This window comes from Streptomyces sp. V4I23 (genome assembly GCF_030817975.1).
In the GTDB taxonomy this organism is placed as follows: domain Bacteria; phylum Actinomycetota; class Actinomycetes; order Streptomycetales; family Streptomycetaceae; genus Streptomyces.
In genome coordinates this window covers 7,167,790-7,190,365 of sequence record NZ_JAUSZW010000004.1, presented here as the reverse complement: position 1 = coordinate 7,190,365, position 22,576 = coordinate 7,167,790, and the positions used below count along the sequence as shown (strand labels likewise).

19 protein-coding genes are annotated in these 22,576 nt (G+C 72.1%); 9 read left to right on the top strand and 10 right to left on the bottom strand.

Annotated elements, in window-relative coordinates; translation table 11 throughout:
• The first annotated feature begins 489 nt into the window (after positions 1-489).
• Both QFZ82_RS35065 and QFZ82_RS35060 read left to right on the top strand, forming a co-directional pair.
• Positions 490-1,407, top strand: a complete 918-nt coding sequence (locus QFZ82_RS35065) for a S1 family peptidase (protein WP_307716960.1) — start codon at positions 490-492, stop codon at positions 1,405-1,407.
• A 149-nt stretch (positions 1,408-1,556) separates the two neighbouring features.
• Positions 1,557-1,790: a hypothetical protein gene (locus QFZ82_RS35060; RefSeq protein WP_307716959.1), complete on the top strand. Its 234-nt coding sequence runs from the start codon at positions 1,557-1,559 to the stop codon at positions 1,788-1,790.
• 216 nt (positions 1,791-2,006) lie between these two features.
• Here QFZ82_RS35060 and QFZ82_RS35055 read toward each other — a convergent pair whose 3' ends face one another.
• Both QFZ82_RS35055 and QFZ82_RS35050 read right to left on the bottom strand, forming a co-directional pair.
• On the bottom strand, positions 2,007-2,480 hold the full coding sequence (locus QFZ82_RS35055) for an ATP-binding protein (protein WP_307717938.1): 474 nt from the start codon (positions 2,478-2,480) through the stop codon (positions 2,007-2,009).
• A 331-nt stretch (positions 2,481-2,811) separates the two neighbouring features.
• Positions 2,812-4,092, bottom strand: a complete 1,281-nt coding sequence (locus tag QFZ82_RS35050; protein WP_307716958.1) for a streptophobe family protein — start codon at positions 4,090-4,092, stop codon at positions 2,812-2,814.
• Positions 4,093-4,358: 266 nt separating this feature from the next.
• Between QFZ82_RS35050 and QFZ82_RS35045 the strand changes: the two genes are divergently transcribed.
• Together QFZ82_RS35045 and QFZ82_RS35040 are read left to right on the top strand one after the other, a co-directional pair.
• Positions 4,359-5,828, top strand: coding sequence for a PHB depolymerase family esterase (locus QFZ82_RS35045; protein ID WP_307716957.1), 1,470 nt, complete (start codon positions 4,359-4,361; stop codon positions 5,826-5,828).
• A 92-nt stretch (positions 5,829-5,920) separates the two neighbouring features.
• Positions 5,921-7,318: a 3-hydroxybutyrate oligomer hydrolase family protein gene (locus QFZ82_RS35040; RefSeq protein ID WP_373429460.1), complete on the top strand. Its 1,398-nt coding sequence runs from the start codon at positions 5,921-5,923 to the stop codon at positions 7,316-7,318.
• A 133-nt stretch (positions 7,319-7,451) separates the two neighbouring features.
• Here QFZ82_RS35040 and QFZ82_RS35035 read toward each other — a convergent pair whose 3' ends face one another.
• The 6 genes from QFZ82_RS35035 to QFZ82_RS35010 are packed head-to-tail and all read right to left on the bottom strand — an operon-like array spanning position 7,452 to position 17,036.
• Positions 7,452-10,484, bottom strand: a complete 3,033-nt coding sequence (locus QFZ82_RS35035; protein WP_307716956.1) for a glycoside hydrolase family 38 C-terminal domain-containing protein — start codon at positions 10,482-10,484, stop codon at positions 7,452-7,454.
• Positions 10,485-10,512: 28 nt separating this feature from the next.
• Positions 10,513-12,531 carry an endo-beta-N-acetylglucosaminidase gene (locus QFZ82_RS35030; RefSeq protein ID WP_307716955.1) on the bottom strand — a complete coding sequence of 673 codons (2,019 nt, stop codon included), beginning with the start codon at positions 12,529-12,531 and terminating at the stop codon, positions 10,513-10,515.
• 30 nt (positions 12,532-12,561) lie between these two features.
• Positions 12,562-13,848, bottom strand: a complete 1,287-nt coding sequence (locus tag QFZ82_RS35025; protein WP_307716954.1) for a glycosyl hydrolase — start codon at positions 13,846-13,848, stop codon at positions 12,562-12,564.
• A gap of 36 nt (positions 13,849-13,884) precedes the next feature.
• A complete protein-coding gene (locus QFZ82_RS35020; protein ID WP_307716953.1) occupies positions 13,885-14,745 on the bottom strand; it encodes a carbohydrate ABC transporter permease in 861 nt (286 codons plus the stop codon).
• On the bottom strand, positions 14,742-15,713 hold the full coding sequence (locus tag QFZ82_RS35015) for a carbohydrate ABC transporter permease (RefSeq protein ID WP_307716952.1): 972 nt from the start codon (positions 15,711-15,713) through the stop codon (positions 14,742-14,744). The genes QFZ82_RS35020 and QFZ82_RS35015 overlap by 4 nt, the downstream gene beginning before the upstream one ends.
• 24 nt (positions 15,714-15,737) lie before the next feature.
• Complete coding sequence (locus tag QFZ82_RS35010) at positions 15,738-17,036, bottom strand: sugar ABC transporter substrate-binding protein (protein WP_307716951.1); 1,299 nt, start codon at positions 17,034-17,036, stop codon at positions 15,738-15,740.
• Between the two features lie 400 nt (positions 17,037-17,436).
• Between QFZ82_RS35010 and QFZ82_RS35005 the strand changes: the two genes are divergently transcribed.
• From QFZ82_RS35005 to QFZ82_RS34990, 4 genes are all read left to right on the top strand, one after another.
• On the top strand, positions 17,437-18,450 hold the full coding sequence (locus tag QFZ82_RS35005; protein ID WP_307717936.1) for a LacI family DNA-binding transcriptional regulator: 1,014 nt from the start codon (positions 17,437-17,439) through the stop codon (positions 18,448-18,450).
• 122 nt (positions 18,451-18,572) lie between these two features.
• A complete protein-coding gene (locus QFZ82_RS35000; protein WP_307716950.1) occupies positions 18,573-18,965 on the top strand; it encodes a DUF6479 family protein in 393 nt (130 codons plus the stop codon).
• A 4-nt stretch (positions 18,966-18,969) separates the two neighbouring features.
• Positions 18,970-19,383: a hypothetical protein gene (locus tag QFZ82_RS34995; RefSeq protein WP_307716949.1), complete on the top strand. Its 414-nt coding sequence runs from the start codon at positions 18,970-18,972 to the stop codon at positions 19,381-19,383.
• A gap of 87 nt (positions 19,384-19,470) precedes the next feature.
• On the top strand, positions 19,471-20,178 hold the full coding sequence (locus tag QFZ82_RS34990) for a DUF6766 family protein (protein ID WP_307716948.1): 708 nt from the start codon (positions 19,471-19,473) through the stop codon (positions 20,176-20,178).
• Between the two features lie 32 nt (positions 20,179-20,210).
• On the opposite strand, the gene QFZ82_RS34985 is transcribed toward QFZ82_RS34990, so the two are convergent.
• Together QFZ82_RS34985 and QFZ82_RS34980 are read right to left on the bottom strand one after the other, a co-directional pair.
• Positions 20,211-20,573, bottom strand: a complete 363-nt coding sequence (locus QFZ82_RS34985) for a hypothetical protein (RefSeq protein WP_307716947.1) — start codon at positions 20,571-20,573, stop codon at positions 20,211-20,213.
• A gap of 44 nt (positions 20,574-20,617) precedes the next feature.
• Positions 20,618-20,770 carry a hypothetical protein gene (locus QFZ82_RS34980; protein ID WP_307716946.1) on the bottom strand — a complete coding sequence of 51 codons (153 nt, stop codon included), beginning with the start codon at positions 20,768-20,770 and terminating at the stop codon, positions 20,618-20,620.
• 165 nt (positions 20,771-20,935) lie between these two features.
• On the opposite strand from QFZ82_RS34980, the gene QFZ82_RS34975 reads away from it, so the two are divergent.
• Positions 20,936-22,537 (top strand): FAD-dependent oxidoreductase, encoded by a 1,602-nt coding sequence (locus QFZ82_RS34975; RefSeq protein ID WP_307716945.1) that lies wholly within the window; start codon positions 20,936-20,938, stop codon positions 22,535-22,537.
• Positions 22,538-22,576: the final 39 nt, after the last annotated feature.

Below are 22,576 nucleotides of genomic sequence, written 5' to 3'. Positions count from 1 at the left end.
GGTGTGTGCGAGCGCTACTGCAACGCACCGGTGCGGTCCCAACGACCCTGCCGCACCCCCGCGCGGTCGGCGCCGCCGGGGCCGGGACGGCGTCCGGCGCTGAGCAGCTAAAACGGGATTGCAGATTCCGCTTACGTCCGCGCCCTCTTCCTTGCTGGAGCGCAAGCGCTTTCTCCTCCATGCCACCTGACGCTCGATCAGCAAACGACGGCAAGACTTCGCGGCAGCCGGACCACCCGCCCACTCCTCCGCCCTCTTGCGTCACGCGCCCCCGCGTGCAACCGATCCGCGGACCGGCGCCCCCGCCGGACATGCGCACAGCGACCGAAAGCCGATCTTGCCACCGGAGCGGCCGGAGCCCAGGATTCCTACCGCAAGAGTTGACAGGCACATGACGCCCGAGGTCCGCTTCGGCCGCCCGCCCGGCAGCCCTTGCTCGCACGGGCCCGCCCATCCAGCGGGCCCCGACACCCCCCACCGGAGGATGCAGTGAACATCAAGCGCTTGTCCCCCCTCGGCGGCGTGGCGAGAGGTGCGCGGCTGATCGCCGTGGCATCGGCCCTCCTGGCCGTCTCCGCGCTTGCCGCCCCCTCGGCCGTGGCCGAGTCGTCGCCCACCGCCAAGGCCACCACCGCCGAACTCTCCCGGGCGAACGGCGCGGTGCTCGACGCCGACGTGCCGGGCACGGCCTGGTACACCGACAAGGCGACCGGCAAGGTCGTCGTCACGGCGGACTCCACCGTCTCGGCCGCCGAGATCGCCGCCATCGAGAAGGCCGCGGGCGACGACGCCGACGCCCTCGAGATCAAGCGCACGCCCGGCGCCTTCAGCAAGCTCATCGCGGGCGGCCAGGCCATCTACGCGGGCGGCGGACGCTGCTCGCTCGGCTTCAACGTCCGCAGCGGCAGCACCTACTACGCCCTGACCGCCGGCCACTGCACCGACATCGGCAGCACTTGGTACACCAACTCCTCCAACACCACGCTGCTCGGCACCCGGACGGGGTCCAGCTTCCCGGGCAACGACTACGGCATCATCCGCCACTCCAACGCCTCGGCGGCGGACGGCCGGGTGTACCTCTACAACGGCAGCTACCGCGACATCACGTCGGCCGGCAACGCGTACGTCGGGCAGTCCGTGCAGCGCAGCGGCTCCACCACGGGCCTGCGCGGCGGCTCGGTGACGGGCCTCAACGCCACCGTCAACTACGGCAACGGCGACGTCGTCTACGGGCTCATCCAGACCAACGTGTGCGCCGAGCCCGGCGACAGCGGCGGCGCCCTGTTCTCCGGCAGCACCGCGCTCGGCCTCACCTCGGGCGGCAGCGGCAACTGCTCATCGGGCGGCACCACCTTCTTCCAGCCGGTCACCGAAGCGCTGAGCGCGTACGGCGTGAGCGTCTTCTAGCACCCGCCGCCGTTCTGCGGTTCCGCACATCATCCGGGCCGGCGGGCCGCCGGTCGTTCTCGCGTGCCCGGAACGTGTTGGCGCAAGGGCGTTGTCAGTGCCGCACGAGATGCTTGACGGTACGACACCTTCACGAGGGGAACCGCGAGATGAACGATCCCGAGCTCGCCGCCGCGCAGGCGTACGTACGGCTTCTGCAGACCACCAGAGCCGTGCTCGCCGATCCCCAACGGGCCCCGGCGGCGCTTCCGCTGCTGTCCGCGCCGATGGCGGAGGCGGACGAGGCGCTGAGCGCGGTCGGACTGGCGGGCAACGAGGCCGGATTCTTCCGCCTGGTGGCGGACCTGCACGCGACCGCCCGGCAGAACAGGAGCGCCGCCTGAGGCGGCTGCGATTCGCCCGGCGGCCGGTCCCGGGTACGAGACCGAGGCCGGCCGCACGGGCTGCCGACAGGCCGCGGTCCGTCTCGCCGGACGTGGGTGTCGCCACAGAGGGCGCGTGTCGCGGAGTGACCGGGTTGACGGCCTTTTCGTGTCCGCCGGCCCCGCTGCCGAAACGCGCGTGCACCGCACGCGCGCGACTGAGGGACCGCGGACCTCTCACCGCACGGCGTCCACCTCGAAGGCAGGTGCGTCGGACGGATGCACGGGCAGTGCCAGCGGCCTGAACTCGACGACGGGCCGCCTCGGGGCACGGGGGCCGGTCAGGATCCGCTCGGCCTCCTTGACCCGCCTGCTGAACCAGATGACCTTGCCCTCCTCGGTGCCGCACGTGCCCCAGCTGTCGCTGAGCTTGGCGACCGTGGCGAGCCCTCCCCGCGACGGGGAGGAGGTCCGCACCGGTGGCAGGCACCGGTCCCGGTCGGAGACGGACGCGACCAGCCGACGACCGGTCCAGCGCAGCTCGACCACACAGGTCTTGTCGCCGCTGACGTGCTGCACGACGTTGTCGACGAGTTCGTCGACGGCGCTGCAGACAGCATTCACATGGTGCTCAAGGCTCCAGTACCTCAGATGCGCCGCGAGAATGCGCCGGATCTGGGGAATGCGCTCTGACGATGCCGCCACTTCCATTCTGTAGTGGCAGGCAACCGGAACATTCATGACCGTGGCTCCTCACCGCGACGGCCCTTCATTTCGCAGGATGGACCCCCGAGTACGAAGAGTGAGCCCTTGTCGCTTCTGGGTCACCATCAGGGTGCCTGCACCCGGCCCGCCCCGCAACACGCGCGGCGGGCGCCCGCTCGGCGCAAGCCCGTGCCGGGGCCTGCGCCGTTCGGTCCGACGACTGCGCCGACCGGGTGCGGAGCGCGGCGGTACCGCTTGCGAGAAAACTGCTCGACGCGGCGGGAGCGGGCCGGTGACTCCGCCTGCCTGCCCGGTCACCAATGCCCGGCGGCCGTGCTCACCGGTCCGCCGGGACCTCGCCGCGCCGGTGGAGCCGCGAGGCGAGCAGGCCCCCGGCGAACCCGGCGACGAACCCCCAGCCGGCGCCCAGCCCGACCGCCTGCCACAGGTGGGGCCGCAGGAACACCTCGCCCGCCAGGTCGCCGCCGAGGTCCCCGGCGCCGAGGACGGACAGACCGTAGTGCGCGGTGAGGCGTACGAGAAGACAGACGCACAGGACCGTGAGCGCGAGCGCGACGGCCATGTGCAGGGCGTGCTCGCGGGGCCGCATCCGGGCCGGTGAGCGCACCGCCGTCAGGACCGCGGCGGCCAGGACGAGCACCGCGGTGACGACGAGCAGCCACCAGGCCCGGCCGTCGCGTTCGGTGAGCGCCCCGAGATCGAGGGTGGAGACGTCCCCGGCACGCAGCACCTCGTCCAGGAGCCTCGGCATCGGCAGCGCGAACGGGCCCTGCACCGTGCCCTCCCACGAGCAGCCGAGGCCGATCGTGAACGCCAGCCACATCAGATTCGGCAGGCCGAGGAGGATCACGGCGAAGGTGTCGGCCGCATGTCCACGGGTCGCGGCGACGACGAGGCCGATGACGACGCCGATGGCGAGCGTCGCGAGAAGCAGGGCGACCATGGCGTACGCGGCGGGGCGCACCGCTTCCTGGAAGCGCAGCAGACGGGCGGGCAGCGGCGCGCCGCGGGAGACGAGCAGAGCCAGGGCCAGTACCCCCAGGAGCCACAGCAGTCCGATGACCAGGGTCTGCGGCACCTCGGTGCGGAAGCCGACGCGTGGGGTGACGTCGAAGACGTCCTCGATCAGGCCGCCCGTGGGGTCCTCGAACGGGATGGTGAAGGTGTGGCGGGCCAGTACGGCGAGGCCGGCGAGGGCGAGGAGCCAGAGCACGGCGAACCGCAGGGCCCAGCCGGCGAGTTCCGGCGCGGAGGCGACGGCCCGGTGGCGCAGCGGCCGCAGAAACCCTGCGGCCACGGTCAGGGCGCCGACGACCGTCACGGACAGCGGCACCGCGGTGAGTGCGGCGTCCGTCTCGGCGATCACCCCGGCCTCACCCGAGATCTCGATGGAGCCGCCGACAGCCATGACGACGGTGGCCGCCAGGACGTCGACGAAGGCGCCGTCGGGCAGGTCGGCCGCACCGGCCGCCCACAACCCGAGCGCGGCGGTGACGACCATGACCACAAGACCGGCGAGAACGGCCAGGAGCGCATGGGGCCAGCCGTGGGCAGCGCGCGCCGTACCGGCCGGCTTCGTCGTCGCTTCCTGACTCACGCTGCCACGCTAAGCAGGCCCGGATCGCCGCGCGCCCCGGGTGGGCCGACCGCGTGCCCATGGCGGGACGCGTATCCGAGGGCCGTCCCGCACCCCTCGGCAGCGGGGGCACGACTCCGTCATGGGCGCAAATAGCGCACAACTGCCTCCGCCGCAAGAGGCCGTGAGCCGCTGACCGGGAGCGTGGCTGTGGGCCGCCTCACCATTCCTGTCGCGGGTGGCCGGTTCCTACTGTGACCGGGATCCACCGATCGTGGGAGGTCCGGATGTCGCAGCGCATGAGCCCCCGGCCCCGGGGACCGAGGTCCGCCGGACGGCTGGCCGCGGTGCTCGCCGTGCTGCTCGGGTGCCTGTGGGCCGTCCCCGTTCCCGCCGCGTACGCGGCCGTCCCCCTGGAGCGGGTCACCGGTTTCGGCAGCAACCCGGGCAATCTGGCCATGTACGTCCACCGGCCCGCGTCCCTTCCGGCCGAGCCCGCGGTCGTCGTCGCCCTGCACGGCTGTACGCAGAGCGCCCAGGTCTACGCCGACAACTCGGGGCTCGCGGCCTTCGCCGACCGCCACGGCTTCCTGCTGGTCCTCGCCCAGACGACGGCGTCGAACAACCCCAACAGCTGCTTCAACTGGTTCCAGGCGGCGGACAGCCGCCGCGGGCAGGGCGAGGCCGCCTCCGTCCGGCAGATGGTGGCGCACGCCGAGAGCGCCTACGGCGCAGACCCCTCCCGCACCTTCGTCACCGGGCTGTCGGCCGGCGGCGCGATGACGGCGGTCGTACTCGCCGCCTACCCGGACGTCTTCGAGGCGGGCGCCGTGATCGCCGGCATCCCGTACGACTGCACGAGGGACACGGGACCGTTCACCTGCATGAGCCCCGGCACCGACCGGACGCCCTCGGCGTGGGCGCAGCGGGTGCGCGACGCGTACCCGTCGTACACCGGGCCGTGGCCGCGGGTGGCGATCTGGCACGGGGACGACGACACCACGGTCGCCCCGATGAACGCCGGTGAGCTCCGGGACCAGTGGACGGCCGTGCACGGGCTCGGCCAGGTCCCTGACCGGACCGGCGCCATCGGGCCGAACGGGACGCGGCGCGAGCAGTACCTGAACGGCGGCGAGGTCGCCGTCGAGGTGGACCGGGTGCCGGCGATCGGGCACGGCACGCCGGTGGATCCGGGCAGCGGCCCGGAGAGTTGCGGGGCGACCGGCACGCCGCACTTCATCGTCTCGATCTGCTCCAGCCTCTGGGTGAGCGAGTTCTTCGGCCTGGCGGGCGACGGCGACCCGGACCCGGGCGGTCTGCCCGCACCGAACGGTCTCGCGGCCACGGGAGCGGACGACAGCTCGGTGTCCCTGCGCTGGGACGCGGTCGACGGGGCGGCAGGGTACGCCCTGTACCGCGACGGCGTCCGGATCGCCGCCCCCGCCGGCACCTCGCACACCGACACCGGCCTGGCCCCCGGCTCCTCGTACGCCTACAGCGTGGCCGCACGGGACGCACAGGGAAGCGAGGGCGTCCGCTCCGGCGCGGTCACGGCGTCGACCACCGGCCGGGCCGCGGCCTGCTGGACGAGCAGCAACTACGCGCACGTCCAGGCGGGCCGGGCGACCACCGCCGGCGGCTACGCCTACGCCAGGGGATCCGGCCAGTACATGGGCCTCAACAACACGTTCGTCACCCACACGCTCAAGGAGTCGCCGGCCGGCTACTTCGTCGTCGCCGACGGCTCCTGTCTCTGACCCCGCTCCCCCGACCCCCAGGAGGCCCGTCCGTGCAGTCCGCACCGCCGCCACGCACCGCATCCGTCCGCCCGCGCCGCCGTGCGCACGCGCTGTCCCACTGGACCGCCCGCGCGGCGGCCGTGACCGCCCTGCTCGTCGGGTCCGTCGCCGTCCCGGCCGCGGCCGCCCCGGACTCCGGCGGCGGGCATTGCGCCCGGATGGCCGCCCTGCGCGTGCCGGGCGCCGGGCACCAGGAGGTCTCGTGCCTCGGCGAGTTGACGACGGCCGGCACGATCGCCTCCGGTCACACCGACGAGGCGGACTGGGCCGGGCTCACTCCCGCGGGCCTGGCGACGCCGAGCGGGGTGCCGGGCATCCAGATCGACGGCTGGTTCCCCGACGACTCGGCGGGCAACACCAATCACGGCTGGAACCACGACGCGCAGTTCGTCGTCCGGCTCCCTGACCGCTGGAACGGCGGTCTGGTCGTGGCCGGTTCGCCGGGTGTGCGGGAGCAGTACGCGAACGACCGGGCGATATCGGACTGGGTGCTGTCCCGCGGCTACGCGTTCGCCGCGACGGACAAGGGCAACACCGGCGCGGCGTTCCACCGCGACGGCGACCGGCCCGGCGAGGCGATCGCCGAGTGGAACGAGCGGGTCACCCAGCTCACCCGGGCCGCCCGCGCGGTCGTCGCCCAGCGCTACCACCGGCCGCCGTCGCGCACGCTGGCCACCGGCATGTCCAACGGCGGCTACCTGGTGCGCTGGCAGCTGGAGAACCATCCGGAGCTGTACGACGGCGGCGTGGACTGGGAGGGCAATCTGTGGCGCGCACAGGGCCCCAACCTGCTCACGTTCCTGCCCCCGGCGCTGCGCAGCTATCCCGTGTACGCGGCGGGCGGTGAGGGGGCCGAGCGGGCGCACCGCGAGATGGTGGCGGCCGGGTATCCGGCGGGCTCCGAGTTCCTGTGGGCCTTCCACCACCGGTACTACTGGGACCTGACACAGCGCATATACCGCGAGGAGCTCGACCCGGGCTTCGACGGCGCGACGCAGGCCGGGACCCCGTTCTGCGCACCCGGCACCCCCGCGTGCGACGCGGACTACGTGTACGGGGACCGGCCCCGCGAGGTGGCCGACGCGGTCGAACGGATCGCGCTGACGGGGCGGATCGGCAAGCCGCTGATCACGCTGCACGGCACACTCGACGTGCTGCTGCCCATCGGGAAGGACTCCGACGTGTACGCGGGGATGGTGCGCGACGCGGGCCGCGGGAAGCTGTTGCGGTACTACCGCGTCGAGGGCGGCACGCATGTGGACTCGCTCTACGACGCCTTCCCGGACCGGCTGCGGCCCCTGACGCCGTGTCACCGCTCGGCGTTCACCGCTCTGGAGGACTGGATCGGGGACGGCAGGGCGCCCGCGCCGAGCCGTACCGTTCCGCTTCCGAGGGCGGGCGAGGGCGACGGACGCGATCTGCTCAGCCGCTGTTCGCTGGGCGGCTGAGGGCGGTCCTCCACCCCGGCGGTCCGAGTTGCCGCAGGGGCCTGTTCGGGCGACCTTCCAGTCGGCGGCCACACCGGCCCGCCACCTCACGGCTCCCCAGGGAGCGTGAGGCGGCGGGCCGTGCGCGCGGCTGTCAGGCGCCGCGCGTCAGACGCAGCGTCACGAGCTCGAACGGGCGCAGGTTCAACCGCACCGCGCCGTCCTCCAGTTCGTGCCGCCGCGGGTCGGCGAGCGGGCGCTCCAGCAGGTCCGTCGTCGCGACCGCACTCGCCGTGAAGCCCGGGACGACCCGTGCCCTCGCACGGCCGCCCGCCGACTCGTAGACCCGCACCACGACGTCGCCGCTGCCGTCGTCGGCGAGCTTCACGGCGCTGACGACGACCGCGTCGTTGTCGACGGTGACCAGCGGTGCGACCGCGGTGTCACCCGGGACGCGCCGCTCGGGCAGGTTGACGCGGTAGCCCTCGCGGACGGCGTCGCCGATCGAGGCGCCCGGCACGAGGGCGTGGCGGAAGCGGTGCACGCCCTGGTCCGTCTCCGGGTCGGGGAAGCGGGGCGCGCGCAGCAGGGACACCCGCAGCGTGGTCGTGGTGCCGGAGTCGGCCGTGCGGACGGTGCGGGTCACGTCGTGGCCGTACGTCGAGTCGTTGACGAGCGCGACGCCCCAGCCCGGTTCCTCCATGTGGACGAAGCGGTGGTTGCACGCCTCGAACTTGGCGGCCTCCCAGCTGGTGTTGGTGTGGGTGGCGCGGTGGAAGTGGCCGAACTGGGTCTCGGAGGCGTACCGCTCGGCGTGGATGTCGAGCGGGAAGGAGGCCTTGAGGAACTTCTCCGTCTCGTGCCAGTCGACCTCGGTGTCGATGTCGAGGCGCTTGACCCCGGGAGTGAGCGTGAGCACCTGCGTGACCTTGGACGCGCCGAAACCGCGGACGACGCGCACGGCCGCGGACGAGCCGGCGTCGACCGGGGACACCTCGTCGGCGTCGGTCAGGTCGGTGACCGTGTTGCGGTAGAACGCGTCGACGTCCCAGGCGTCCCACATGTTCGGGAAGTCGGGGTGGAGCTGGAGCAGGTTGGCGGCCTGGCCGGGCGCGACCGTCTCGCGTTCGGCGGCGATGTCGTACGCGGACACGATCAGGCCGTCGGCGTCGACCTCCACCCGCAGCAGGCCGTTGTCGAGGACGAAACCCCCGCCGTCGCGCTCGGTCAGCCGGGCACCGCCCGCTTCGGCGGGCACGGCGGCGCCGCCGGCCGCGACACCGTGCCGCTCGTGCGGGGCGGCGTTGAAGACGAGTTCGCCGCCGGCCACCGGGTCTCCGGCGAGGGCCCGCTGGGCCTCGTCGATGATGCCGCTGAGCTCCTCGGCGACGGCCGCGTACGTCTTCTCCGCCTCGCGGTGCACCCAGGCGATGGACGAGCCGGGCAGGATGTCGTGGAACTGGTGCAGCAGGACCGTCTTCCAGATGCGGTCCAACTGCTCGTACGGGTAGGCGAATCCGGTCCGCACGGCGGCGGTCGAGGCCCACAGCTCGGCCTCGCGCAGCAGGTGCTCGCTGCGCCGGTTGCCCTGCTTGGTCTTCGCCTGGCTCGTCAGGGTGGCGCGGTGCAGCTCGAGGTAGAGCTCGCCCACCCATACGGGCGGAGCGGGATACTCCGCCTCGGCCTTGGCGAAGAACTCCGCGGGGGTCTCCCACGTCACGGTGGCCGACCCTTCGAGGTCGCGCAGCCGGGCCGCCTTGGCGACCATCTCGCGGGTGGTGCCGCCGCCGCCGTCGCCCCAGCCGGTCGGCGCGAGCGAGTGCCTCGCTGCGCCCTTGTCCTTGAAGTTCCTCGCCGCGTGGGCGATCTCGCTGCCCTTCATCGAGCAGTTGTAGGTGTCGACGGGCGGGAAGTGCGTGAAGATGCGCGTGCCGTCGATGCCCTCCCACAGGAAGGTGTGGTGGGGGAAGGTGTTGGTCTGCGACCAGGAGATCTTCTGGGTGAGCAGCCACTTGGAGCCCGCGGCCTTGATGATCTGGGGCAGCCCGGCCGCGAAGCCGAACGTGTCCGGCAGCCAGGCCTCGTCGTTCTCGACGCCGAACTCGTCGAGGAAGAACCGCTTGCCGTGCACGAACTGCCGTGCCATGGCCTCGGAGCCGGGCATGTTGGTGTCGGACTCGACCCACATGCCGCCGGCCGGTACGAACCGGCCCTCGGAGACCGCCTTCTTGACCTTGGCGTAGACCTCGGGCCGGTGCTCCTTGACCCAGGCGAACTGCTGCGCCTGCGACATGGCGAAGACGAAGTCCGGCTCGTCCTCCAGCAGTGCCGTCATGTTGGACGTCGTACGGGCCACCTTGCGGACCGTCTCGCGCAGCGGCCACAGCCACGCCGAGTCGATGTGGGCGTGGCCCACGGCGCTGATGCGGTGCGCGGAGGGCTCGGCCGGGGTGGCGAGCACCCCGGCGAGCTCGGCGCGGGCGGCGGCGGCGCTGCCGTTCACGTCCTGGAGGTCGACGCGGTCCAGTGCGCGGCCCACGGCGCGCAGGATGTCGTGGCGGCGGGGGCCGTCCGCCGGGAGCTCGTGCATGAGCTCGCCGAGCACCTCCAGGTCGAGCACGAGCTGCCACACGGTCTCGTCGAAGACGGCGAGGTCCATGCGCGCGAGCCGGTACTGCGGTTCGCTGCCCGCGGTCTCCTTGTCGCCGAGCTGCGTCGGCAGGAAGGGGTGGTAGTCCAGGATCACGGGGTTGGACGCGGCCTCGACGTGCAGCAGGACCTCTTCGCCGCCGCTGACCGGTGCACCGATGCGGACCCATTGGTTGCGCGGGTTGAGGCCCTTCACCGGGGTGCCGTCGGGGCGGTAGACGAGCCCCTCGCACTGGAATCCGGGCATGTTCTCGTCGAAGCCGAGGTCGAGGATCGCCTCGACCGTACGGCCGGCCCACTCGACCGGAACGGTCCCGGTGACGGTGAACCAGCTGGTGCCCCACGGAGCACCCCACCGGTCGCCGACCGCGATCGGCGCGGGCGTCGCGGCGAGTCCTTCGGCGACCGGGACGGGCTCGCCCGGCGCGTTCCACACCGCGACGTCGAGCGGCACGGACGCGGGGTGGACGGCGGGACGGATGCGTTCGTCGAGGACGCGCTTCAGGCGCGCCTCGACGAGGGTGCGGTCGTCATGCATGAGGGGTGCTCCGGGGGTCGGTGGTGATTTACCAGAGGTGGTCGGTCGTCGCGGCGGTGGACACGCTGTACAGCTCCCCCACCGCGCGGAGTTCGAACCGGGCCGCCCGCTCGCCCTGTTCGGGCTTCTGGCCGGGGACGAAGAAGGCTCGCTGACAGGTGGCGCCGAGGAAGCGCCGCGTCCCGTCGGGCAGGAGGCGGTGCAGGGTGTGGTGACGCACGGCGCCGGGCGCGGGCTGCCAGGTGAAGCGCAGGCCCGCGGCCGAGGCGTCGGTGACGCGCAGGGCCGTGGGAGCGGCGGGCCGGGGTACGGTCCCTGCGGCGCGCACGGCGAGGGCGCCGAGCCGCCAGGTCACCCGGCCACCCCTGCCGGTGAGCCGTACGCCGAGGGCGTGCACGGTCCCGGTCAGGCCCGTGAGCCGCACGGTCCGTGTGATCCAGCCCGGTCCGGCGGTGCCCACGGGGAGGTAGGTGTACGGGTGGGGCTCGCCGGGTCCGGCGGGTTCCGCCGTGGCGACGGCCAGTTCGACGGCGACCTCGCCCGCCTCGGCGCGGTGCGTGAGCTCCACGACGGTGTCCGCGGCGAGCGGCAGCCGCGTCGCGTACAGGTCGAGCGTGGCCGGCGCGTCGAGGGCTCCGTCGACCCGGAGGCTGCTGCCGCCGTGCCAGGCGTCGGCGAAGTCGAATCCGACTGCGGGCCGGGTCCCCTCGGTGCGCACGACCCACTGGCGGGACGGCATGCGGTCCTGGAGGCCGAGGTGGTTCCACGCGGTGTCCGAGACCGCCCTGCCCGCCTCGTACCAGCGCAGGCCGTGCCCGGTGTTGAACACGGTCGCGAACGGCAGGGCGCCGACCGTCGAGCGGTCGGCGACGGCGAGCGCCGGGGCGCGCCAGGTGTCGGAGGTGTCCGGCCGGGACGGGTCGAGCGAACGTCCGCTCCAGAAGCGGTCGTCGGCGGCGTGGAACTGGGCCGGGGTGCGGCCGGCCGGCAGGTGGTTGCGGGTCCACTCGGGCCGGTAGAAGCCCAGCGAGACGACGTCGTCCGTGTCCTCGGGGAGGACGGCGTCCCAGTCGACGGACTTGTTCGAGCCACTGGCCTCCACATCGACGCCCGCCCACAACGCGTACCGGCTGCGGCCCATCCGCTGCGCCAGCTGCCCGGAGGAGGTGAGGTCGGCGCGCGTCCAGTTGAAGTTGAGGAACATGGAGTCGGCGGCCTCGAAGAACGGCCGGTTGCGGTCGTTCAGGGCGTCCTGCCAGTCCACCGACCCGTCCACGGTCATCGAGTCGTACCAGGTGACGCGCAGGCCCTTCGCGGTGCCGAGGCTCTTCAGCTCGGCGAGGAAGCCCCGCATGTCGGTGGCGAGCGCCCGGTCGCCACCGCCGGTCTCGGCGTTGACGAACCACCCGTCGAAGCCGTAGGCCACGGCCACCGCGACGAGCTGCGCGGCCAGCGGGTAGCGGCCGAAGGCGTCCTTCTGCACCAGGTCGCGGGTCCAGCGGAGCTGACCGCCGTAGGCGACGGGCGGCAGGAACACGTTGCCCAGCACGGGCACTCCGTGGCGGTGGGCCGCGTCCACGACGGGCGCGTTGGGCGCGAGGATCAGGCCCTCGCCCGACGAGCCGCCCCAGAAGACCAGTTCGTCGACGTACGCCCAGTGGGTGGTGGCGTAGTAGTCGGCGGTGGGCGCGCCCTGGGAGGGGTTGGATGCCGTGGGCGCGAAGGAGACGAGGGACTGGATGCGGGCCTGGCCGGCGCGCGCGGTGCCGTTCACCGGGGTGGGGGTGAACCGGCGCGCGAGCGGGACGGCGGACCTGTTGAAGGGCAGGTCCGTGTCCTGCTCGGCCCGCCAGGACTTCAGGCTGCGCCAGGTGATGCCTTCCCCGGGGCTGCCGAAGGGCAGCGAGTCGGGGTACCAGTAGGAGGCGTACGGCGCGCCGAGCGCGTTCTTCTTCGCGGCGGCGGCCGTGCCCGGCACGAGGACCGGGGCGAGGGCGGCGGCCGCGGATGCCGCGAGGACGGCTCGTCTGCTCAGGCGGGGGGTCATGACGGTGCTCCGTATCGTGTCGTGGACGGCTTACGGTGCGGTGGGGGTGACCGGCTCGGGAATGACGCCGGCCTGTTCGGGGGTGACGACCTCGGTGATGCCGCGGGCGGCGAGATGCGCCCGGTCGCCGGCGCGGCTCGCGAGGACGGTGGTGGGTCGTGCCCCGTCGGCGGTCAGGCGCGCGAAGGCCTCGAAGACGGGGCCGCCGGGGGCGCACACCGAGCGCCGGGGCGCGGTGTCCTCGTCGCCGGCGTCGACGACGAGGGCGGTCGTACGGGGCGCGGGGCGGTGCTCGCGTCCGCGCCACGCCTCGGTGATGCGGGCGATGGCCCGTCCTGCCGGTTTCACCTTCCGGTCGTTGGTCAGCAGGCCGAGGCTGTACTCGAGTTCGGGGAAGTCGGCCAGTGAGCGGGAGACGTCGTGGGAGCACCACCAGGTCACGCCCCATACGTCCGGGCAGTCCAGCGCGCCCGCGACGGTGGCCTCGGTGAAGGCGGCGGTGTGCTCGGCCGGGATGTGCGGTGCGGGCGCGCCGACCTCCTGGAGCCACACGGGCCGGCGGGCGTCCAGCGCCCATGCCTTGGACAGCTCGATGAGGTAGGCGGCGTGGTGCTCGGTGGCGGTGCCGGTGCGGCCGTACCGCTGGGCGGTGCCGTTGAAGACCCAGGAGTGCACGGCGGTGACGGGGCCGATGCGGGCCGCGTGGGCGGGGGTGAAGGGCTGGTCGTCCTGGTACCAGGAGGCGTCGTACTCGGCGTGCAGGTGCATCCGGCCCGGCGCGCCCTCCTCGCAGGCCGCGAGCAGCCGCTCCAGCCAGCCGCCGGCCTGCTCGGGGGTGACGCGGTCGGGGTCGGGGTGGGGTCCCGCGGCGAACTGGGCGATCTCGTTGCCGATGGTCATGCCGATGAAGTTGGGCCGGTCGGCGAGGGCCTCGGCGAGGGTGCGCAGGTACGCAGCCTGTCCGGCGACGACATCGGGGTCGGTGAAGATGTTGCGCCGGTGCCAGGTCTGGGTCCAGGCGGGCAGGAAGTCGAAGCTGGACAGGTGTCCCTGCAGTCCGTCGACGTTGACGTCGAGGCCGCGTTCGGCCGCGGCGTCGGCAAGTCGGACGAGCTGGTCGACGGCGCGCGGGCGGATGAGGGTGCGGTTGGGCTGGAACAGCGGCCAGAGCGGGAAGACCCTGATGTGGTCGAGCCCGAGGCCGGCGACGGAGTCGAGGTCGGCGCGCACGGCGTCGATGTCGAAGTCCAGCCAGTGGTGGAACCAGCCCTCGCTGGGGGTGTAGTTGGCGCCGAAGCGCAGGGGGGCGGAACTCATGGAGAGGCGGTGTCCCAAGTCTCGTCGTGGTGTCGGTCAGCCCTTGACGGCGCCCTCGCCGACGCCGCGGAAGAAGAACCGCTGGAGGCAGGCGAAGAGGACGATCAGCGGCAGCACGGCGATGATCGTGCCCGCCGCGACGAGCCGTTCGTCGTTGGCGAAGGTGCCGTGCAGGTAGTTGAGGCCGATGGTGAGGGTGAAGTTCTCCGGGTCGCTGAGCACGATCAGGGGCCACAGGAAGTCGTCCCACGCGCCCATGAAGGCGAAGATGGCGACCACGGCGAGGGTGCCCCGGACCGAGGGGAGCGCGATGCGCGCGAACCGCTGCCAGACGTTGGCGCCGTCGACGAAGGCGGCGTCCTCCACCTCCTGCGGGAGGTTGAGGAAGGCGTTGCGCATCAGCAGGACGTTCAGCGCGGCGACCGACCCGGGCAGCAGCACACCGAGCAGGGTGTTGTTGAGACCGAGGTCCCGCATGGTGGTGAACTGGGCGATGATGATGCCCTCGACGGGGACGAGCATGGCGAGGATGAACGCCAGGGTGGCGGCCCTGCGTCCGCGGTAGCTGAGCCGGGCGAGCGCGTAGCCCGCGAGGGCGGCGCCGACGCAGTTGGTGACGACGTTGGCGACGGCGACCTTGAGCGAGTTGAACGCGTAGTCCCACACCGGGATGGTCTCGGCGACGCGCGTGTAGTTGCCGAACGTCGGGTCGCTCGGCAGGAACCGCGGCGGTGAGCTGAAGATGTCCTCGTGCGGACCCTTGAGCGAGGTGGACAGCTGCCAGAGGAACGGCCCGACGGTCAGCGCGAGCACGGCGAGCAGCAGGAGGTAGCGCAGGACGAGCTGGGTGGCGGGGATGCGCTTGCCCTCGGCGTCGGTGATACCCCGGTTGCTCACGCGTCCTCCTTCCGGTCGGCGCGCAGCACGAGGAGCATGAGCGCGACGGTGACGACGAAGACGACGACGGAGATGGCGGAGGCGTAGCCGACGCGGCCGGACAGGCCCGTGCCGACGCGCTGGACGAGCATGACGAGCGTGGTGTCCTCGCCCGCGGGGCCGCCGCTGGGCCCGGCCATCAGGTAGACCTCGGAGAAGACCTTGAAGGCGGCGACGGCGGAGAGCGCCCCGACGAGAACCATGGTGGAGCGGACGGCCGGGACGGTGACGGAGAAGAAGCGGCGTACGGGTCCGGCTCCGTCGACGGCCGCGGCCTCGTGCAGCTCGCGCGGGACGTTGGCCAGCGCCGCCAGATAAATGATCATGTAGTAGCCGAGGCCTTTCCAGACCGTGACGGCCATCGCGCTCAGCAGCAGGAGCCACTGGTCGCTGAGGAAGCCGATCCGGCCGACGCCCACCGCCTCCAGCACCGCGTTCACCAGGCCGCGGTCGTCCAGCATCCAGACCCAGATGAGGCCGACCACGACGATGGAGGCGACGACCGGGGTGTAGAAGGCGGAGCGGAAGAAGGTGATGCCGGGGATGTGGCGCTGCACGAGCATCGCCAGGAGCAGCGGCAGGATCACCAGGGCGGGCACGACACCGAGGACGTAGAGGGTGCTGTTGCGCAGGCCGATCCAGAACATCTCGTCGTCGAGCAGTTCGCGGAAGTTGGCGAGCCCCACGAACTGGCCGGGGACGAGCGTGCGCCGGTCGGTGAACGCGTTGACCAGGGTGCTGAGGAACGGGTACAGGACGAACGCGCCGACGACGAGCAGGCCGGGCGCCGCGAACAGCCAGGGACTGGACGGCAGATGGCGGCGGACGGCGCCGCCGGGCCGGCGCTCCGGGGAGCCGGGGCTCCCGGGCGCCGGGCCGGATGCGGCCGCGTCGGACGAGATCGCCTCGGAGGCGGTGAAGGTCTTCATGGCGGTGTCGATCAGCTCGGTCGGTCAGCTCTGCTTCAGCAGCCGGTCACACGCCTTGACAGCGTTATCAAGCGCCTCCTCGGGGCTCTGCTTCCCTTGCAGGGCACGGGCGACCGCGTTGCGCAGCTCGGTCTTCATCTGCTCGCTGAACAGCACCGGCGTGTAGTTGACCGCGGTCTTCAGGGACTTGGCGGCCGCGATCCGCACCCGGGTCTCGTCGGTGCCGTCCTCCTCGGTGAAGTACGGGTCGTCGAGGGAGCCGGCGGTGCTCGGGAAGATGGCGACCTGCTTCGCGAACTCCATCTGGCGGGTCGCGTCGGTCACGAAGTGCGCGAAGGCGACGGCGGCGGGCTTCTGCTTGGTCTGGGCGTTGACCATCACGCCCATGACGTACATGTTCGCCTTGCCGGTGCTGGTGATCTGGTCCGTGATGCCGATGTTCTCGTAGAGGCTCGGGGCCTCCTTCTCGAACTTGCCGAGGTCGAGCGCGCTGCCGGGGTTCATGGCGACGGACCCGGTGAGGAACTTGTGGCCGGCGGACTCGGGGGTCGCGGTCAGCGCCTGGGAGTCCAGGGCTCCCGCGTCGAACAACTCCTTGTAGCGGGTGAGCAGTTCGACACCCTTGGCGTCGTTGAACGCGAAGCCGGTGCCCTCCTCGTTCATCAGGGGGACGCCGTAGCGGCCGAAGTCCTCGATGGTGGGCACGTTCGCGAGGGTGGCGACCTTGCCCTTGCTCTTCTCGGCTATCTTCAGGCCGTGGTCGAAGACCTCGTCGTAGGTGGTCGGGGGCTTCTCGGGGTCGAGCCCCGCCTCCTTCAGCAGGCGCTTGTTGTAGAAGAGCGGACCGGTGTTGAGGTACCACGGGAAGGCGTACGTGCCCTCGACGCCCGGTACCTCGTGGGCCTGCCAGGCACCCGGCAGGTACTCCTTCTTGTACTGCGGCGCCGCCTTGTCGAGGTCCAGCGCGAGGCCCGCCTTGGCGAGGGGGGCGACGAGGTCGGGCGAGACGTTGACGACGTCGGGCAGGGTGCCGCCGGCCGCATCGGCGCTGAGCTTGTCGGCATAGCCCTCGGCCGGCCGGTCGACCCACTTGACCTCGGTGCCGGGGTTCTGCTTCTCGAACTCGGCGATGAGGCCGTTGAAGTAGTCCTTGAAGTTGGCCTGGAGGTTCCAGGTCTGGAAGGTGATCTCGCCTTCGACCTTGCCCTCGATCTTGCCCGAGCCGTCGGCCGCGCCCGAACCGGAGCCGCCGCCACAGGCACTCAGCGGCAGGACGACGGCGATGACGGCGGCAGCGGCGAAGGCCCTGCGGTTGATGCGCACGGTGAACGGCTCCTTTGCTCGGCACAGACGCATGAGGGATATGGCGGCCGGCTCGAAGAGGTGGCCGGCTGCGGATGCCCAGCAGACCTTGCACGGGCCCGGCGGAGAAAGTCAACAGATTCGTCGCACAAATTCCATCCTGGCGACATCACAGCAGGTCAGAGGAATGCCAGATACTTCTTGTCGAGATCGACTAATGCGCTTTAGGATGGTGGGGCTCAAGCGCTTTAGTGATCGATCGGCGACTGTTTCGACCGGCCCGGGCGCAGGCCATAGGATGCCCGTGTACCGGCCCGCCCACGCGGGCACGGAGACTTGGGAAGGGGTCCGGGTGACTGCCAACACCCCGTCCGCCAGGGACACTTCGCAGCCGAGGCGCACTCCCGCCCGGCGGCCGACGATGAAGGACATCGCACAGCGGGCCGGTGTCTCGGAGAGCGCGGTGTCCTTCGCGCTCAACGACCGCCCGGGCGTCTCGGAGATCACCCGCGACCGCGTCCGCCGCGTCGCCGCGCAGCTCGGCTGGCGCCCCAGCACCGCAGCGCGCGCCCTGTCGGGGGAAGGCGCGGCGACCGTCGGCCTGGTCGTGGCCCGCCCGGCGACCACACTCGGCGTGGACTCGTTCTTCCTGCAGCTGATCTCCGGCATCCAGGAGGTCCTGGCGGAGCGTCAGCTGGGCCTGCTCTTCCAGATGGTGGACGACGTGACCGCCGAGTGCGCGGCCTACCGCCGCTGGTGGGCCGAGCACCGGGTCGACGGCGTGCTGGTCGTCGACCCCAGGACGGATGACCCGCGGCCGGCCCTCCTCGACGAGCTGGGGCTGCCCGGCGTGGTCATCGGGGGTCTGCCCGACCGGCACCCCAACCTCTCGGAGGTGCGGGCCGACGACACCGGCGCCATGGCGCATGTCGTCGACCGGCTGCACGAGCTCGGCCACCACCGCATCGTGCACATCGCGGGGCTGCCCTCGCTGGCCCACACCGACCGGCGCATCCGTTCGCTGCGCGACGAGGCAATGCGGCGCGGGCTGACGGGGGTGCGGTCGGTGACCACGGACTACTCCGACACGGAAGGCGCCGCCGTCACCCGGCGCGTTCTGGCGTCGGAGGCCGCGCCCACGGCGCTGGTCTACGACAACGACGTGATGGCCGCGGCCGGCGCCGCCGTCGTCGCGGGCCTGGGCCTGGCCGTGCCCGCGGACGTGTCGATCGTGTCGTGGGAGGACTCCGTGCTCTGCCGCATGGTGCACCCCTACCTCACCGCGCTCTCCCGCGATCCGGTCGCCTTCGGCCGTATCGCGGCCAAGGAGCTCACGGCGCTGCTCGACGGCGGCACGGCCCGCTCGGTGCACGTGCCGCTGCCGGAGCTGATCGAACGGGAGAGCACGGCACCGATCCACGGCTCCCGGCCCTGACTTCCCTGCGGATCGCAGGCCCGCGCGTCCTGGAGGACGAAAGGGCTACGGCCTGCGGCATCAATTAGGGCGTCCGGGTCCATACTGGCTCATAAGAGAGCCAGAATGGGTACCCGATAGTCATGGCCACTTACAGTCAAACGGCTCAGGACGCCGCCGCGCTGCTCGCCGCGGGCGAGGGAGCGCCGGCGGTCATCGTCTTCCTCCTCGTCGTGCTCGGCCTGCTGGTCCTTCTCGTGTGGGTCGTCTGGCAGGTGGGCGCCAGAAGGCGGCGCGACACACCCCCGTCTCGGGAGGAGCAGCCCGTTCCGCCCGAGCACCAGACCCACTACGAGAGCCGTCTCGAGCCGGACGAGGTGGACCCCACGCAGGGCCACCAGGCCCCCGGACGCCTGACACCCCACGAACTGCACGGCTACGGGAACATGCCGTCCAGGCTCGCGCCCGAGAAGGAGCCGCCGCGCGACTCCGACGAGAGCGGCGGGGCCTTCGGCAGCGGCGGCCACGGCGGCTGACCCGGTGCCGCACCGTCCGTTCCTGTGCCCCGCCGCCGCCGCGGCGGGGCTGCTTCTGCTGAGCGGGTGCGCCTCGGTCACCGAGCGCGAGAGCGCCGCCTCCGGTGCCGTCGAACGGTTCGAGGCGGCGCTGCGCTCGGGACAGGCCGAGCGCGCCTGCGCCGTTCTCGCCCCCGGGACCCTGGAGGAGCTCGAGGACTCCGCGAAGAGGGCGTGTCCCGCCGCGCTGAGTGCTGCCGAGGTGCCCGCGGGCGGCGCGGTCGAACGCGTCGACGTCTACGGCCGTCAGGCCCGGGTGGTCCTGTTGCACGACACGCTCTTCCTGTCCGTCTTCCCCGACGGCTGGCGGATCACCGCGGCCGGCTGCGAACCGAGGACGGGCGGCCTGCCCTACAGCTGCGAAGTGAAGGGGGAATGAGCGGATGACACGGTTCCTGTTCGTCCTCTGCCTCGCCGTGGTCGGGTTGGGGCTCGCGTACTTCATCGCGTTGGGAGTGCTGCACCGTTGAACGATCAGCAGTCCGCCCCGCGCGGCCCCCTCCTCAGGACCCTGCAGCAGAACGGTCTGACCCTGGTCTTCGGCGCGGCGTTCCTGCTCACGCTCGTGGGCCAGGCGTTCGCGGGACACGCCAAGTTCAACAGCGAGCTCACCGCCGAGCACCTCCACGCGATCGGGTTCGGGCAGTACCTCGCCTCGTCGCGGTTCGCGGTGGACGTGACGGAGAACTGGCAGTCGGAGTACCTGCAGTTCTTCCTCTTCATCTTCCTCACGGTCTGGCTGCTGCAGCTGGGGTCGCCGGAGTCCAAACAGCTCCACAAAGCGGGCACCGAATCGGACCGGGAACAACGGATGGGCTCCTTCGCGCGGCCGGACTCACCCCGTTCGGCCTTCACCGGGGGACTGCGCCAGGCGCTGTACTCGCGCTCCCTCGGCCTCATCATGGGCACGATCTTCCTCGCCTCGTGGACCGCCCAGTCGATCGCGGGCATGGTCGCCTTCAACGAGGAGCAATTGCGGGGGCTGCAGGCGCCGATGACCTGGGGCCAGTACGTCCTGTCGGCCGACTTCTGGGACCGCACGCTGCAGAACTGGCAGTCGGAGCTGCTGGCGGTGGCGTCGATGGTCATCCTGTCGGTCTATCTCCGCCAGCGGGGTTCACCGGAGTCGAAGCCGGTGGGCTCGTCCCACGAGGCGACGGGTGTCGAGGGCTGACGCCGACGGCCCAAAACCGTACGGCTCCGGGCTCAGTCCTGCGCGTCGCCGTCGGGGCGGTCCGTGCCGAGGTGTCCGGCGGCGAGCCGCCGTGACCACCGGCAGAGCAGCAGACTCAGCCCGCTCAGGGTGAGCACCCAGGTCGCGGCGAACGCCCAGATCAGTGCGGGCGACGAGGATGAGGCGGCCATCACCAGCAGCACCGCCGTCATGGCGCCTCCGAGGCCGGTGCCGAGCGTGAGCAGACGCCCGCGGAGCAGGCCAGGGGCTTCCGTGAACGGCAGTCCCGGGCGCATGGTCCTGAGGCGGCGGTCGAGCAGCGCGTCGGTCCTCAGCTGCTCTTCGATCCCGGCCAGTATCGCGCGCTCCCTCTGCGACAGTCCGGCTCCGTCCATGGCCCGCGCCTCCCATTACGCAGTCAGGCGGTTCTCCCGGGGGATCAGTCCTCGCCCCGGACGATCGTCAGGTCGGCACTGCTGTCGCCCCGCTCCGTTTCCACGCCCTGCCGGACGACGGCGGGCAGACAGGTCCGCACCCGTTCGTGTTCGGGGATCTCGCTGCTCATCGGTTCGGTGTCGGCGTGGGTGTCCACGGCTGACACCTCCTCTGGTCCCTCGGTACCGGCGACGTCGCCGGAACGGTGATGTCGTTCATGTGAGCTGCGGGTACCCGGAATGCGGCGCGTCAGTCCCGGCCGCCGGGACGAAAGGCCGCAGAGGTGATGCTTCGGTCGCGGTGGGCGGGGCACTCGCACGGCATGCCGAACGATGCCCGTACCCCACCCGTGACCTCCCCGCCGCGCACCACCGAATCGCACTGGTTGCGCACCACGGACAGCACCTCGTACCCGCCGCTGGCCGGTAACACGACAGTCGACGCCGTCGTGGTCGGCGGCGGGATCGCGGGGCTGAGCACCGCCTGGGAGCTGACCCGGGCGGGACGCTCGGTCGCCGTCCTGGAGGCGGACCGCATCGCCTCCGGGGTCACCGGCTTCACGACCGCGAAGCTCACCGCACAGCACGGACTGCGCTACGACCGGCTGCGCCGCACGCGCGGCGCGGAGGGCGCCGAGCTGTACGCGCGCTCGCAGCAGGCGGCGGTCGAGCGCGTGGCCGAGATCTGCGCGGAACTGGACATCGACTGCGAGCTGGAGCGCGTGCCCGCGTACGCCTACTCCCGCGACACCGCGCAGCGCCCGGCGCTGCGCGCCGAGGCCGAGGCCGCGCGTGCGGCCGGCCTGGACGCCTCGTACGTCGAGTCGACGGGTCTGCCGTTCACGCCGGCCGGCGCCGTGCGGATCGACGGCCAGGCGCAGTTCCACCCCCGCAAGTACCTTCTCGCGCTGGCCGCGGACCTCACGGCGTACGGGAACGCCATCCATGAGCGCACCCGGGTGACCGGCCTGCGGGAGGGCACGCCGTGCCAGGTCACCACGGAGAACGGGTACACCGTCACGGCACGCGACGTCGTGGTGGCGACCCACTTCCCCGTCTTCGACCGGGCGCTGCTGTTCACCCGGATGTCGCCGCGCCGGGAGCTGGTCGTCGCCGGTCCCCTGCCCGCCGACTGCGATCCGGACGGCATGTACATCTGCGAAGAGGGAACCAAGCGGTCGGTGCGCACCGCGCCGCTCGACGACGGCAGCCGGCTGCTCATCGTGACCGGTGAGTCCTTCACGCCCGGCACCGCCGACGCGGGCGAGCGCTTCCGCCGTCTGGAAGAGTGGATGCACACCCATTTCCCGGTGACCGCGACGCGCTACCGCTGGGCCGCGCAGGACAACGACCCCAGCGACTCGGTCCCGCTCGTCGGCGCCTTCCATCCGGGCGCCCGCCACACCTTCGTGGCGACCGGCTTCGGCGGATGGGGCATGAGCAGCGGTGTCATGGCGGGACGGCTGATCACCGATCTGATCTGCGCCGTCACTCCCCCGTGGACACGGCTGTACGATCCGCGCCGGCTGTGGAGCGCCCTGCGCGAGGCGCCGACCATGCTCTCCCAACAGGCCGAGGTCGCCCAGCACTTCGTCGGCGACCGGCTGCGCACGACCCACGTGGACTCGGCGGACGACATCCCGCCCGGCACGGGAGCGGTCGTCCGACTCGCCGGGCGGCGCAGCGCCGTGTACCGGGACGAGGCGGGCGTGTGCCACGCCGTGTCGGCCCGCTGCACCCATCTGGGCTGTCTGGTGTCGTTCAACGCCGTCGAACGCACCTGGGAGTGCCCCTGTCACGGCTCCCGGTTCGGCGTCGACGGATCGGTGCTCCAGGGGCCGGCCGTACACCCGCTCGAACAGCGCGACGTCGACGGCGCCGGCGGCCCGGACGCGGCGGGCTCGCCGGACACGGAGGAGCCCTGAGCCGGACGGCACGGGAAGCGCGTGATCGGCGTCGCTCGG

Excerpts from the sequence above, each read along its gene's own strand:
- QFZ82_RS35005 (WP_307717936.1), top strand. The coding sequence starts at position 17,437 with ATGAAGGACATCGCACAGCGGGCCGGTGTCTCGGAGAGCGCGGTGTCC.
- QFZ82_RS35030 (WP_307716955.1), bottom strand. The coding sequence starts at position 12,531 with ATGACCCCCCGCCTGAGCAGACGAGCCGTCCTCGCGGCATCCGCGGCC.
- QFZ82_RS35000 (WP_307716950.1), top strand. The coding sequence starts at position 18,573 with ATGGCCACTTACAGTCAAACGGCTCAGGACGCCGCCGCGCTGCTCGCC.
- QFZ82_RS35035 (WP_307716956.1), bottom strand. The coding sequence starts at position 10,484 with ATGCATGACGACCGCACCCTCGTCGAGGCGCGCCTGAAGCGCGTCCTC.
- QFZ82_RS35060 (WP_307716959.1), top strand. The coding sequence starts at position 1,557 with ATGAACGATCCCGAGCTCGCCGCCGCGCAGGCGTACGTACGGCTTCTG.
- QFZ82_RS35025 (WP_307716954.1), bottom strand. The coding sequence starts at position 13,848 with ATGAGTTCCGCCCCCCTGCGCTTCGGCGCCAACTACACCCCCAGCGAG.
- QFZ82_RS35045 (WP_307716957.1), top strand. The coding sequence starts at position 4,359 with ATGTCGCAGCGCATGAGCCCCCGGCCCCGGGGACCGAGGTCCGCCGGA.
- QFZ82_RS35015 (WP_307716952.1), bottom strand. The coding sequence starts at position 15,713 with ATGAAGACCTTCACCGCCTCCGAGGCGATCTCGTCCGACGCGGCCGCA.
- QFZ82_RS34985 (WP_307716947.1), bottom strand. The coding sequence starts at position 20,573 with ATGGACGGAGCCGGACTGTCGCAGAGGGAGCGCGCGATACTGGCCGGG.
- QFZ82_RS34975 (WP_307716945.1), top strand. The coding sequence starts at position 20,936 with ATGCCGAACGATGCCCGTACCCCACCCGTGACCTCCCCGCCGCGCACC.
- QFZ82_RS35055 (WP_307717938.1), bottom strand. The coding sequence starts at position 2,480 with ATGGAAGTGGCGGCATCGTCAGAGCGCATTCCCCAGATCCGGCGCATT.